Annotated in this window: 12 protein-coding genes; 3 read left to right on the forward strand and 9 right to left on the reverse strand. The window is 68.8% G+C overall.

Annotation, left to right across the window (positions count from 1 at the left end; all coding sequences use genetic code 11):
• Position 1: 1 nt before the first annotated feature.
• The 7 genes from OO71_RS00585 to OO71_RS00615 form a co-directional block, all read right to left on the reverse strand.
• Positions 2-781: an aldo/keto reductase gene (locus tag OO71_RS00585; RefSeq protein WP_033287578.1), complete on the reverse strand. Its 780-nt coding sequence runs from the start codon at positions 779-781 to the stop codon at positions 2-4.
• Between the two features lie 300 nt (positions 782-1,081).
• The gene (locus OO71_RS00590) at positions 1,082-3,481 is read right to left on the reverse strand and encodes a GcvT family protein (protein WP_033287579.1); all 2,400 of its coding nucleotides are present in this window, start codon (positions 3,479-3,481) and stop codon (positions 1,082-1,084) included.
• A 16-nt stretch (positions 3,482-3,497) separates the two neighbouring features.
• Entirely contained in the window at positions 3,498-4,343 is an 846-nt protein-coding gene (gene purU, locus OO71_RS00595; RefSeq protein ID WP_033287580.1) for a formyltetrahydrofolate deformylase, read from the reverse strand.
• Complete coding sequence (locus OO71_RS00600) at positions 4,340-4,891, reverse strand: sarcosine oxidase subunit gamma (protein ID WP_084144618.1); 552 nt, start codon at positions 4,889-4,891, stop codon at positions 4,340-4,342. The genes purU and OO71_RS00600 overlap by 4 nt, the downstream gene beginning before the upstream one ends.
• Positions 4,881-7,601: a 2Fe-2S iron-sulfur cluster-binding protein gene (locus OO71_RS00605; RefSeq protein WP_051790856.1), complete on the reverse strand. Its 2,721-nt coding sequence runs from the start codon at positions 7,599-7,601 to the stop codon at positions 4,881-4,883. The genes OO71_RS00600 and OO71_RS00605 overlap by 11 nt, the downstream gene beginning before the upstream one ends.
• Positions 7,598-7,876, reverse strand: coding sequence for a sarcosine oxidase subunit delta (locus OO71_RS00610; RefSeq protein WP_033287581.1), 279 nt, complete (start codon positions 7,874-7,876; stop codon positions 7,598-7,600). The genes OO71_RS00605 and OO71_RS00610 overlap by 4 nt, the downstream gene beginning before the upstream one ends.
• A 10-nt stretch (positions 7,877-7,886) precedes the next feature.
• Positions 7,887-9,107, reverse strand: coding sequence for a sarcosine oxidase subunit beta family protein (locus OO71_RS00615; protein ID WP_033287582.1), 1,221 nt, complete (start codon positions 9,105-9,107; stop codon positions 7,887-7,889).
• A gap of 83 nt (positions 9,108-9,190) precedes the next feature.
• Between OO71_RS00615 and OO71_RS00620 the strand changes: the two genes are divergently transcribed.
• Positions 9,191-9,829: a GntR family transcriptional regulator gene (locus OO71_RS00620; protein ID WP_033287737.1), complete on the forward strand. Its 639-nt coding sequence runs from the start codon at positions 9,191-9,193 to the stop codon at positions 9,827-9,829.
• A gap of 4 nt (positions 9,830-9,833) precedes the next feature.
• Here the strand turns inward: OO71_RS00620 and OO71_RS00625 are convergent, their stop codons facing one another.
• The gene (locus tag OO71_RS00625) at positions 9,834-10,955 is read right to left on the reverse strand and encodes an aromatic ring-hydroxylating oxygenase subunit alpha (protein WP_033287583.1); all 1,122 of its coding nucleotides are present in this window, start codon (positions 10,953-10,955) and stop codon (positions 9,834-9,836) included.
• 259 nt (positions 10,956-11,214) lie between these two features.
• Between OO71_RS00625 and OO71_RS00630 the strand changes: the two genes are divergently transcribed.
• Together OO71_RS00630 and OO71_RS00635 are read left to right on the forward strand one after the other, a co-directional pair.
• A complete protein-coding gene (locus tag OO71_RS00630; RefSeq protein WP_033287584.1) occupies positions 11,215-11,532 on the forward strand; it encodes a bifunctional 3-phenylpropionate/cinnamic acid dioxygenase ferredoxin subunit in 318 nt (105 codons plus the stop codon).
• On the forward strand, positions 11,529-12,686 hold the full coding sequence (locus tag OO71_RS00635; RefSeq protein WP_033287585.1) for an NAD(P)/FAD-dependent oxidoreductase: 1,158 nt from the start codon (positions 11,529-11,531) through the stop codon (positions 12,684-12,686). Before OO71_RS00630 ends, OO71_RS00635 begins: the two co-directional genes overlap by 4 nt.
• On the opposite strand, the gene OO71_RS00640 is transcribed toward OO71_RS00635, so the two are convergent.
• On the reverse strand, positions 12,683-13,117 hold the full coding sequence (locus OO71_RS00640) for a L,D-transpeptidase (protein ID WP_033287586.1): 435 nt from the start codon (positions 13,115-13,117) through the stop codon (positions 12,683-12,685). The genes OO71_RS00635 and OO71_RS00640 overlap by 4 nt on opposite strands.
• Between the last annotated feature and the right edge of the window lie 44 nt (positions 13,118-13,161).

The following is a 13,161-nucleotide window of genomic DNA, read 5'->3' on the forward strand; positions in this document are numbered from 1 at the left end:
GTCATGAATCGAGTTCGGCGAGGGCGAGGAGATCGTCGTCGGCGAGTTCGAAGTCGAAGACCGCCGCGTTTTCCCGGATGCGGGACGGGGTGGCGGATTTCGGGATCACTATCGTGCCCAGCTGCAGGTGCCAGCGGAGGACCAGCTGAGCCGGGGTTTTGCCGTATTTGGCGGCCAGTGCGGTGATGACGCGGTCGTTGAGGTGGCGGCCGCGGGCCAGCGGGCTCCAGGCTTCGGTGGCGATGCCGTGTTCGGTGTGGAAGGCCCGTAGTGGGGCTTGCTGCTGCCAGGGGTGGAGTTCTACCTGGTTCACCGCGGGGATGACGTCGGTTTCGTCGAGGAGGCGGCGGAGTTCTTGGATGCCGAAGTTGGAGACGCCGATTGCCCTTACCCGGCCTTCGTGGAGGAGGCGTTCGAGGGCTCGCCAGGTTTCCACGTAGAGGTTGTGCTGGGGTTGCGGCCAGTGGATGAGGTAGAGGTCGATCTCGCCCAGGGCGGCGGCGCTGCGGTCGAAGGCGCGGAGGGTGTTGTCGTAGCCGTGGTCGGTGTTCCAGACCTTGGTGGTGATGAAGAGGTCTCTGCGGGGGATGCCTGACGTGCGCAGGGCTTCGGCTACTTCGGGCTCGTTGCCGTACATGGCGGCGGTGTCGATGCTGCGGTAGCCGCTGTTCAGGGCGGTCGTTATTGCGGTGGGGATTTGGGCTGGGCGGATTTGGTATACGCCCAGGCCTAGCTGGGGGATTTTTGTGCCGTTGTTCAGGGTGAGCAGGGGTGGGGCCATGGGGCTCGTCCTCCACTGGGGATCCTGCGGAGGATCTTGCCACGGGTGGTGGGGATTGGTGCGGTGGGGCACCCCGAAGGTGGAGTGTCACGACGGTGCGAGCTTCGGATCGGGGTGCAGGGCGGGGGCTGGGTGCCGGGTCTCGGTGGGTACGTCGGCTGCGGTGAGTGGGTGGTGGGTGGTGGGTGAAAAGGGCTGTGAAGGGAACCTTCACGGAATGTAGGTCTGTGAAGGGAACCATGAGGGAATCTGATTCCGTGAAGGTTCCCTTCACGGACGTCGGGCGGGGGGTGGGTGGGGTTAGCGGCGGATGCGTTCCATGGTCGGGTCGAAGAGGGGTTCGGCGGTGACGGTGGCGGGGATTCGGCGGCCGAAGTAGGCGATTTCCACTTGGGCGCCGATGTCCAGGGAACTTGGGAGCCAGGCGTAGGCGATGGGGCGGCCGATGGTGTACCCGTAGGCGGCGCTGGTTACGTAACCTGCGGGGGTGTCGTTGGCGAAGACTGGTTCTTTGCCCAGTACTACGGTGTGGCCGTCGTCGATGGTGAGGCAGCGTAGGCGTTTCGTGGTGGTTTCTTCGGTTCGGTTTGCGATTGCGCTGCGGCCTGCGAACTCGCCTTTTGCCGGGCGTACTGCGAAACCTACGCCTGCCTCGTAGGGGTCGTGTTCGGTGGTCATGTCGGTGCCCCACAGGCGGTAGCCTTTTTCCAGGCGGAGGCTGTTGAAGGCGGCTCGTCCGGCGGCGATCACGCCCAGGTCCTGTCCGGCGTGCCACAAGGCGTCCCACAGGCGTTGGCCGTTGTCTGCGGTCGTGTAGATCTCCCAGCCCAGTTCGCCCACATAGGACAGTCGCAGGATGGTGACCGGGATTCCGGCGATCCTTGCCCGGCGGCCGCGGAAGTACTTCAGGCCGGTGTGCGACAGGTCCTCTTGCGACAGTGGCTGGACCAGGTCGCGGGCGAGTGGGCCCCAGACGCCGATGCAGCAGGTGCCTCCGGTGATGTCTTCGACGCGGACGGTCTCTGGGGCCTGCGAACGCAGGTAGGCGACGTCGATGTTGCCGTTGATGCCTACCTGGAATTGCGACGGTGCCAGGCGGGCGACGGTGATGTCACTGCGGATGCCGCCGGTGTCGTCGAGCATCAGGGTGTAGGTCACCGAGCCGACGGATTTGTCCAGCTGGTTCGTGGTCAAACCCTGCAGGAATTCCAACGAACCCGGGCCGCTTACCTCGACGCGTTTGAGTGGCGTCATGTCGTACAGGGCTACTCGATTGCGGGTGTGCCAGGCCTCGGCGGCCACGATCGGGGAATGGAACTGTCCGGCCCAGGCGTCGCGGGCGGGGGGTCGGAAGTCGTGCGGCAGGTCTTTCAGCAGGCGCGCGTTGGCCTCGAACCAGTGGGGGCGTTCCCAGCCGCCTGCTTCCAGGAACACTGCACCCAGTTCTCGCTGCCGGGCGTGGAATGGGCTCACCCGCAGGTCGCGTGGCGAGAGCCGGGGTTGCAGGGGGTGCAGGACGTCGTAGATCTCCACGAAGTTCTGCTGTGCGGTCTCGCGGACGTATTCCGGGGCGAGTTGTACGTCTTCGAAGCGGTGGACGTCCAGTTCGTGCAGGTCCGTCGAGGACTGACCGTCCACAAGCGACTCCGCGACCGCCTTCGCTATGCCGGCGGAGTGCGTCACCCAGATGGCTTCGGCGATCCAGAACCCGCGGACGTCCGAGGATTCGCCGACCAGGGACTGGCCGTCGGGAGTGAAGGAGAAGATGCCGTTGAATCCTTCCTCCACTTTGGTCCGGCCGAGCGCAGGCAGCAGCAGCTTGCTTTCTTCCCATGACGGGGCGAAATCGTCCTCGGTGAAGGGCAGCATCGACGGCATCCCGGGCCCGCCGGGCGCGGCGAACTCGTCGACCGGCATCGGGCGGTGGGCGTACGAGCCGATGCCGAGCTGGTCGCCGTGCTGGCGGAAGTACAGGTCCTGGTCCTGGTGCCGCAGGATCGGCAGGGTCGCCTCGGCCAGGCCCGCCACCTGTCCGGTCTTCGCGTACTGGTGGGCCAGTGGCAGCAGCGGTACCGGCATTCCGATCAGATCGCCGACCTCGCGGCCCCAGAATCCGGCGCACGACACGACGATGTCGGCCGGGACCGGACCGTCGCCCGTCTCGACGCCGGTGACGCGGCCGTGGGCCTGCAGGATTCCGGTCACGCGGGTCGAGCCGACGAACCGGGCGCCGCGTGACTGTGCCCGCCGGGCGAGTTCCTCGACGGCGCGGGAAGCGTCGGCGAGACCGTCCGTCGGCACGTAGAGCGCGCCGAAGATCTGCGACTGGTCGAGCAGCGGCCACCGGTGTGCGCAATCGTCCGGGTCGATGAGCTGTGCCGGGACGCCCCATGACGTGGCCCAGCCCTGTTTGCGTTTGAGGTCTTCCCAGCGCGCCGGGGTCGTGGCCACCTCCATGCCGCCGACCTGCGCGAAGCAGCCGAGGTCGAGCAGCTTGCGGACGGTGTACCCGGCGAACTCGGTCATCGACTTCGACGGGTTGGTCTGGAACACCAGGCCCGGCGCGTGCGACGTGGACCCGCCGGTGAGCGGCAGCGGTCCCTGGTCCAGCACGGTGACGTCGGTCCAGCCGCGCGTGGTGAGCTCGTCGGCGAGGTTCGCGCCCACGATGCCGGCGCCGATGATCACGACTCGGGTCATGCGAACTCCCTGTGGGTCAGCGGAAGACGACGGTCCGGGTGCCGTTGAGCAGCACGCGCCGCTCGCAGTGCCAGCGCACCGCGCGGGAAAGCGCGAGTGCTTCGGCGTCCCGGCCGACGGTGGCGAGTGCGCGCGGCGAGTGCGAATGGTCCACTCGCTGCACTTCCTGCTCGATGATCGGCCCCTCGTCGAGCTCCGGGGTCACGTAGTGCGCGGTCGCGCCGACGTACTTCACCCCCCGGTCGTAGGCCTGCGCGTACGGTTTCGCGCCCTTGAAGCCGGGCAGGAACGAATGGTGGATGTTGATCGCGCGGCCCTGCAGTTTCTGGCACAGCTCGTCCGAGAGCACCTGCATGTACCGCGCCAGCACCACGAGGTCGATCCGGTGGTCCCGCACCAGGTCCAGCAGCCGCTGTTCGGCCTCCGGTTTCTTCGCGGGAGTCACCGGAACGTGTTCGAACGGCAAGCCCGCGGCCTCGGCCATCGGCCGCAGGTCCTCGTGGTTGGACACCACCAGCGCGATCTCCGCGCCGAGCCCGCCTGCGCGCCAGCGGAACAGCAGGTCGTTGAGGCAGTGCCCGGCCTTCGACACCATCACCAGCAGCCGGTCCGGTGTGCGGTCGGAGATGCGGAACTGCATGGCGTAGTCACGCGCAACCGGGTCGAAGGAGCGGGTGAGATCGTCCACAGTGGCCGGTCCGGTGCAGGTGAACTCGGTGCGCAGGAAGAGCTCCCCGTGCACGTCGTCGTCGAACTGCTGGTGTTCGACGATGTCGCAGCCGTTCCCGACGAGGAACGTCGTGACGGCGTGCACGATCCCGGAGCGTTCCGGGCAGTGCAGGGTGAGGGTGAATTGGGTCATGGCGCCTCCTCCCGGTATTCGACCGCCGCGTCGGCGAGCCAGGCCGCGAAATAGGGCGCGAACGACTGCCGCACCAGGACGGTGTACTCCCCCGCCTCCCGCACCATCAGGATGATTCCGGTGCGGGCGAACAATGTCTGCACGCACGTCCCGGGCGGCGACACGCTCGGGTGCAGGTCGATCGCGCAGCCGTGCGCGAGCACGTCGCGGGCGGCCGGTCCGGCGAGGTGCACGGCGGTGCGCTGCGCGGAAACATCGGTGACTGCGCCGACCGCAACCGCTTCCCGCAAGGCCGCTTCGGTACCTTCGGGAGCGTCGATCACCAGGTACTCGTCCGGCCCCAGCCACAGGACATCGCCCGCCCCGGCGGCGAACGTGCACGGTTCGGGTAACGGAACGCCCAGCACATCCGCGACGACCTCGTGTCCCGCCCGGACCCGCAGGTTCAGCTGGGAAAGGAACGGCCGTTCCTCCGCGAGGACAGCGGGGGCGAGATCTGCCAGTCTGCCCGCGTACTCGGCGAGCGGCGCCCGGGCTTCAACCGTCACGACGGGTCCCCTCCTTGTCGTAGAGCACGGATTCCGTCACGGTCACCGGAACCACGTCGGAACCGACCGGGACGTACAGCGTCTCCCCGATCCGCTCGCGGCCGGAGCGCACCAACGCCAGCGCGAAGGTCCGGCCCAGCGCGGCGCTCGGGTAGCTCGACGTCACGTGCCCGAGCATGCGCACTGGCGGCCGCGGCACGTGGGCGGTCTCGATGATCTGCGCGCCTTCGGGCAGCAGCACGTCCGGATCGACCGGCAGCAAACCGACCAGCTGTTTCCGGTCCGGCCGCAGGTTCTCCGCCCGCGAGAACGACCGTTTACCCAGGAAATCGGGCTTCTTCTTGGACACCGCCCAGCTCAGGCCGAGGTCGTGCGGCGTCACCGTGCCGTCGGTGTCCTGGCCGATGATCGGGTACCCCTTCTCCGCGCGCAGGACGTGCATAGTTTCCGTGCCGTACGGGGTGATTCCCAGCGACTGCCCAGCGGTCCACAATGCTTCCCACTGCGCGATTCCGTACCACGACGGCACATTGATCTCGTACGCCAGCTCACCGGAGAAGCTGATCCGGCACACGCGCGCGGCGATTCCGGCCACTTCGAGGTCGCGCCAGGTCATGAAATCGAAGCCGTCGATGTTTTCCGATACAGCTGCAAGCACCTCCCGCGAACGCGGGCCGACCAGCGCGATCGTGGCCCAGTGCTCGGTGACCGACGTGGCGAACACGCGCAGGTGCGGCCACTCGGTCTGCAGCCACTCCTCCATCCAGTCGAGCACCATGGCCGCGTTGCCGGTGGTCGTCGTGACGAGGAACCGCTCGTCGGCGAGCCGGATCACGGTGCCGTCGTCGATCACCATGCCGTCGACCCCGCACATCACGCCGTACCGAATCCGGCCGACCTTCAGAGTGCTCATCATGTTCGTGTAGAGCAGGTCGAGGAAGGCGGCGGCGTCCGGGCCTTGGACGTCGATCTTGCCCAAAGTGGACCCGTCCATCATGGCCACGCCACCCCGCGCGGCCAGGCATTCGCGCCGCACCGCCGCGTGAAGATCCTCGCCCGGCTGCGGGTAGTACCACGGGCGTTTCCACTGGCCGACGTTCTCGAACTCCGCCCCGTGCTCGACATGCCAGGAATGCAGCGCCGTGACCCGCACCGGATCGTGCAGCTCACCGCGGTGCCGCCCGGCCAGCGCGGCGAAGGCGACCGGGGTGTACGGCGGGCGATACGTCGTCGGGCGGCGATCCGCGAGGTCGACGCCGAGTGCTTCGGCGGTAATCCCGGCGGCGAGCATGCCGGACGTTTTGCCCTGGTCGTGGGCGGTGCCGATGGTGGTGTACCGCTTCACGTGCTCCAGTGAGCTGAGGCCTGCGCCGGTTGCGCGCAGGACATCGGACACCGTCGCGTCGCGCTGCAGGTCGACGAACCGCGGTTCCGGGCCGGGGATTTGCCACTGCATGGCCGGGGGACGCTCGTTCGGGCGAGCGTCGGACACCGGGCGCTCGTCACCCGCCTCCCGGACGCATCCGGCGAAGTCCAGGGTTCCGTTCGCACTGCCCACGACCCGCGCGGTCGGAAGGTCACCGTCGGGGACGTACGCACCCAACGCCGGTTCGTACCGAAGCGCGCCGCGGAGCTGGCTGAACAGATGCACCGCAGGTGTCCAGCCGCCGGAGACCAGAAGCGTGTCACACGGGATGAGCTCGTCCCCGACCCGTACGCCGGTGACCCGCGAAGTCCCTTCCGTACCAACAACAGCGGCACCGGCCCGCACCTCGATCCCCCGCTCGGCGCACTCCGCGGCCCAACCCTCAGGTGCGACCGGGCGCACGTCCACCACCAGTGGCACGTCCACCCCGGCGTCCGCGAGGTCGATCGCGGACACATAAGCGGAGTCGTCCGTGGTGAACACGACGGCGCGGCGGCCGGGTAGCACGCCGTAGCGATGCAGGTACGTCCGCGCGGCACCGGCGAGCAGGATGCCCGGCCGGTCGTTGTCGGTGAACACGATCGGCCGTTCATGCGCGCCCGTCGCCAGCACGGTCTGCTTCGCGCGGATCCGCCACACCCGCTGCCGGGCGGCGCCGGACATCCGGTTCTGCACGGCGAGCACGAAACCGTCGTCGTACGCACCGAATGCGGTGGTCCGGGTGAGAATCTGCACGCCCGGGGCCAGCTCGTCGGCCATCGCGCGGGCCCATTCGACGGCGGGTTTGAGGTCGACGTACTCGTTCGACCCCAGCAACGACCCGCCGGGCTCAGGCTGGTCGTCCACCAGCACCACCCGCGCGCCCGACCGGGCTGCCGTACGCGCGGCGACCAGACCGGCCGGACCGGCGCCGACCACCAGAACGTCGCAATGCACGTGCTTCGCGTCGTACCGGGCCGGGTCCGGTTCCGTTGCCAGCCTGCCTTGTCCGCGGAGACTGCGGGCGACCAGACCGTCGACCAGCTCGACCGTGGTCGCCGTCAGCATCGGTTCCGGGAACGGCTTTTCCAGCTGTACCACGGCGTTCGGCTCTTCGACCCCGGCGGCCATGATACCGCGCGGACGACCGAGCTTTCCGCTCGTCGCAACTTGGTGGACGCCGTTCGCCAGCAGCGCGGACGCGAGCGTGTCGCCCGGATGCCCGGTGAGCTCACGGCCGTCGAAAGTGAAGTGCAGCAACACATCGCGGTCGACGTGGCCGCCGTGCGGGAGGCGGAAGGTCATGGGATCACCGGCCGGGGTTCGTCGAGGCGGTACACGGCCGCCAGCTGGTGGGTGCGGGTGTCGCGGACGGCGTTGAACCAGCGGCGGCAGCCCGCGCTGTGGCTCCACCGCTCGGCCAGCGGCCCGCTCGGGTTCGCGCGGAAGAACACGAACTTCGCCCACTCCTCGTCCGACAGCGCCGCCGGTTCGGCCGGGTAGGCGACATGGGCTTGTCCGCCGTAGTGGAATTCGGTCTCCTCGCGGGGACCGCACCAGGGGCAGGGAATCAGCTGCACGGGGGCACTCCTAATGCGCGACGGCGGCGGCGCCGTGCTCGTCGACGAGCGCGCCGGTGGTGAACCGGTCGAGGGTGAACGGCTCGGCGTACGGATGCGGCTTGCCTTTCGCGATGGTGTGTGCGAAGCAGTCACCGACGCCGGGCGTGGCCTTGAACCCGCCGGTCCCCCAGCCGCAGTTGAGGTACAGGTTCTCCACCGGGGTCAGGCCGACGATCGGCGACGCGTCCGGGGTGACGTCGACGATCCCGGCCCAGGTGCGCAGCAGGTGCGCCCGCGCGAACACCGGGAACAGCTCCAGCGCGGCGGCCATCTGGTTCTCGATGATGTGGAACGACCCGCGCTGCCCGTACCCGGCGTACGCGTCGATCCCCGCGCCCATCACCAGTTCTCCCTTGTGTGCCTGGGAAACGTAGACGTGCACGGCGTTCGACATCACCACCGTCGGGTGCACCGGTTCCAGCAGCTCCGACACGAGCGCCTGCAGCGGATGCGATACGAGCGGCAGGTCGATCCCGGCCATCCGGGCGAGCACCGAGCTGTGCCCGGCCGCGCACAGCGCGACCTTCCCGGCCGCGATCCGGCCCCGGCCCGTCTCCACCGCGGTGACCTTGCCGTCCCGCGTTTCGAGCCCGGTGACCTCGCAGTTCTGGATCAGGTCGACGCCCATCGCGGCCGCCGCGCGGGCGAATCCCCAAGCCACGTAGTCGTGTTTGGCGATCCCGGCGCGCGGCTGGTAGGTCGCGCCGAGGACCGGGTACCGCACGTCCGGCGAGGTGTTGACGATCGGGCAGAGCTCCTTGACGCCGTCCGCATCGACCCATTCCGCGTCGATCCCGTTGAGCCGGTTGGCATTCACCCGGCGCACGCTGTCGCGGACGTCCTGCAGGCTGTGCGCGAGGTTGAGCACACCGCGCTGGCTGAAGAGGATCGGGTAGCCGAGGTCGTCCTCCAGTCCCTCCCACAGCTTGAGCGAATGCTCGTAGATGCCGGAGCTTTCGTCCCAGAGGTAGTTGGACCGGATGATCGTGGTGTTGCGGGCCATGTTGCCGCCGGCGAGCCAGCCCTTCTCCAGCACCGCGACGTTCGTGATGCCGTGGACCTTGGCGAGGTAGTACGCCGTCGCCAGCCCGTGCCCGCCGCCGCCGACCACGACGACGTCGTACGCGCACCGCGGAGCCTGGTCCCGCCACAGGAAAGCGGGGTGCTCGGGAAGGTCCGTAGTCGTCATTCCCGCGTGTCTCCCTGGTCGACTACTGATATATCAATCTTCGATGTAGGGTAGGCGGGGTGCGCACCCAGGTCAACCACGTCATGCCGGCCACCGCCCCGTCGCTGGCCGATCGCGCTTATGCCTTCCTGCTCGACCGCCTCGTCATGCTCGACATCAAGCCGGGCGACCCGATCAACGAGGACTGGGCGGGCAGCACGCTCGGCATGGGCCGCACGCCGATCCGCGAAGCCCTGAAACGGCTCGAAACCGACCGTCTGGTGGTGGCGTACCCGCGGCGCGGCACGTTCGCCACCGACGTCAACATCTCCGACCTCGCCCACATCTCCGAGGTCCGGCGCACGCTCGAACCGACTGCCGCCGCGGCCGCCGCCACCCGCGCCACCGACGCGGATCGCGCCCGCCTGTCGCAGCTGCGGGACCAGCTCGATTCGGCGACGCCTGCCGACAACGCCGAACTGCTGCGGACCGATCTCGAACTGCACCGCGCGATCTACCAATGCGTACACAACCCGTTCTTCGAAGACACCCTGATCCATTACGACAACCTCGCCACCCGCATCTGGTGTGTGTTCCTGCCGCGGCTGCAAGGCATGGCGGGCCACGTGGACGAACACCTGCCGCTGCTCACCGCCATCGTGGCGGGCGACGCGAAGACGGCCGCCGCACTCACGCTCGACCACGTGACCGGGTTCGAGGCGGCCATCCGCGCGTTGATCTGACCCGCTAGTCCCCGGTTTGCGCACGTACCCAGGCATGGAACTCCCCGATGTGGTGTTCGCTCGGCACCAGCACCCCGCCGCGGGCGTACGCGCGTGAGCCCATCGCGAGCTGACACCGTTCGCACGCCTCGAAATCCTGCTGGTTCACCCGGTGGAACAGCTCCACCGAGCGGTCCAGATCCGCGCCGGACTCCACGACCTCCGGCAGGTACAGCCAGTCGCAGCGGACCAGGGTGCGGTCCGGGGCGAGCGGGAACATCCGGTGCACGATCACGTGGTCGGGCACCAGGTTCACGAACACCTGCGGCCGGATCGTGATCGCGTAGTACCGCCGGTCCTGGTGCGGCCCGACGCCCGGCAGCCGCTGCACGCCGTCGCCACCGTCCACAGTGAACCCGGCGACGTCCGCGCCGAACTCCGCGCCGTGGCCCACGTAGTACTGCGCGGCGTACCCGTCCGCGAACTCCGGCAGCACCTCGGTGAGCTCCGGATGGATGGTGGCGCAGTGGTAGCACTCCATGAAGTTCTCGATGATCTGCTTCCAGTTCGCGCGGACGTCGTACTCGATCCGCCGGCCGAGCGCGAGCCGGTCGATGCCGTACGCCTCGATCTCGCCCGGCCCGCCGAGCCGGGTACTCACGTCGGCCATGACCGTGTCCGCAAAGGACGGTGCTTCCCCGGCGAGGCACACCCAGGCGTAGCCGAGCCATTCGCGCAGGTGCACGCGGGTCAGGCCGTACTCGACGCGGTCGATGTCCGGCATCCCGGTGAGATTCGGGGCAGCGACGAGCTTTCCGTCGAGTCCGTACGTCCAGGCGTGGTACATGCACTGGAACGCGCGCTTCACTTCGCCCTTTTCGTCGGTGCAAAGCCGCGCGCCGCGGTGGCGGCAGACGTTGAGGAAGGCCCGCAGTGCCCCGTCGCGACCCCGCGCGACGAGCACGCTCTCCCGTCCGATCTGCACGGTTTCGAACGACCCGGCGGATGGCAGGTCGGCACAGCGGACGGCGCAGAACCAGCCCGCCTCGAAGATCCGTTCCTGCTCGCGCCCGAAGATCGCCGGGTCGGTGTAGTGCGGCCCCGGCAGAGTCGGCAGCAGGCTCTGCGGGAGGTCGGTGGTGGTCACCGGCGGGGCTCCTCTCGATGTTGCGTATGACGCGTCATGTTGCCCTCTACGGAACACGGTGCAGCTCCGCGCGGACGCTGTCAAGACGCGGCACCCGTTCTCCCGAACCGCCCCCGACCACGGCTTTCCCCCGGAACGGTGCTCCACAAAACTGGTCCCGCCAACCTCTTGACGGCACCCCTCCCGCGGTCCCAGACTCTGTTGCGTATCACGTCGTGTGTTCCTTAATACGCAACAACCACCGGTTTCGGAGGACGAGATGCTGCGCGCGTGCACTGTGGACGAGCTGCCTCCGGGCGAGTCCGTCCGGATTGCGGGGCCCGAGCCCATCGCCGTGTTCAACGCCGACGGCGAGCTGTACGCGATCGGGGACACCTGCACCCACCAGGACGCGTCGCTGTCCGACGGCTGGCTCGAAGGTTGCTTCGTGGAGTGCCCGCTGCACGCGGCGCTGTTCGACCTGCGCACCGGGGTTCCGTCGTGCCTGCCCGCGAAGCAGCCGGTCCGGACGTATCCGGTGCAGGTGGCGGACGGTGTGATCTACGTGCTCGCAGACGCCGCCGAGGACGCTGCGTGAAGACGGTCGCCATCGTCGGCGCGTCGCTCGCCGGTGCGCGCGCTGCCCAGGAACTGCGCGCGCAGGGTTTCGACGGCCGGGTCGTGCTCATCGGCGAGGAGCCGCATCTCCCCTACGACCGGCCGCCGCTGTCGAAAGCCTTCCTGGCGGGCACGGCGTCGCGGGAGTCACTGGACCTTCTCGACGCCGACGACCTTGCCTCGCTGGACCTGCGGCTCGGCACCCGGGTGGAACGCCTCGATCCGGGCGCCGGGCGGCTGGTGCTGTCCGACGGCGAACTCGCGGCAGACGGCGTCGTCCTCGCGACCGGTGGCCGCGCGCGGCCCTTACCCGGCACGGAGTCCGTGGCCGGGGTCCACGTGCTGCGCACGCTCGAGGATTCCGTTGCCCTGCGCGAAGAACTGATCCCCGGCGCGCAGGTGGTGATCGTCGGCGGCGGGTTCATCGGGGCGGAGGTCGCGTCGACGTGCTCGCAGCTCGGGCTCGACGTCACCGTCCTGGAGGCCTTGGAGATCCCTCTCGCCCGCGTTCTGGGGCCGCAGCTGGGCTCGATCTGCGGACAACTGCATGGCCGGCACGGGGTCGTGCTGCGCTGTGGCGCCACGGTGGCCGGGCTGACCACCGTTTCCGGCCGGGTCACCGGAGTGCAGCTGGACACCGGCGAGGAACTCCCCGCGGACCTCGTGGTGGCCGGGATCGGGATGGCTCCGGCGGTCGAGTGGCTGGATGGCTCGGGCCTGGCTGTCGCGAACGGCGTCCGCACCTGCGCGGGTCTGGTCACGTCGCTGCCGAATGTGGTGGCAGTCGGCGACGTCGCAGCGTTCGGCGCGGCGGGAACCCGGCACGAACACTGGACGAACGCCACTGAGCAGGCCCCGGTCGCCGTCGCCAATCTCTTGGCCGGACAGGTCGTCCGCCAGTACGAGCCGAGCGGATACGTGTGGTCCGACCAATACGGCGGCACCCTCCAGCTCGCCGGACATCCGTCGCCGGACGACGAGGTCACGTTCCCCGAGGGCAGCCCGGACGACGAATCGTTCGTGGCCACCTATCAGCGCGACGGCCGTATCGTCGCGGTGTTCGCTCTGAACAACCCGCGGACGTTCGGCCGCCTCCGCCGCCAGGCCCTGCGGCGCCCGGTGCCGGTGGGCTAACGCACGACCTGCACGACATCACCCGGCTGGAGCGTGTTGTAGAACGCGATCGCGTCGGCGCGCGAGAGGTGCACGCAGCCATGCGACTGCACCTTCAAGCTGCCCTGATGGAACGCGACGCCGGTGGTGGTGAAGAAGACGGAGTACGGCATGGGGCCGTTGAACTCCTTGCTGTAGTGGTCGATGTCCTTGTACTGCACGCGGAACGTGCCGACGGGAGTCGGGTACGCCGGTTTGCCCACGGTGATGCGCACCCCGCCGCGGGTGACCTTGCCGTGGTCCATCAGCCATGCGGTGTTGGTGGACAGGCGCACGCACGCTTTTGCTTTGCTCCCGCACGGCGCGCCCGCCGCGTCCGCGCTGGTCGCGAAGCCGACTGTCGCCGCCATTGCCGCGACACCGGCCAGAACTGCCGTGATCTTCCGGTTCATCCCGCGCCTCCCCGTGGTTTGGTCCCTTCTGTGACCATGCCCGG

The sequence above is a fragment of the Amycolatopsis jejuensis genome, from assembly GCF_000717335.1.
Taxonomy (GTDB): Bacteria; Actinomycetota; Actinomycetes; order Mycobacteriales; family Pseudonocardiaceae; genus Amycolatopsis; species Amycolatopsis jejuensis.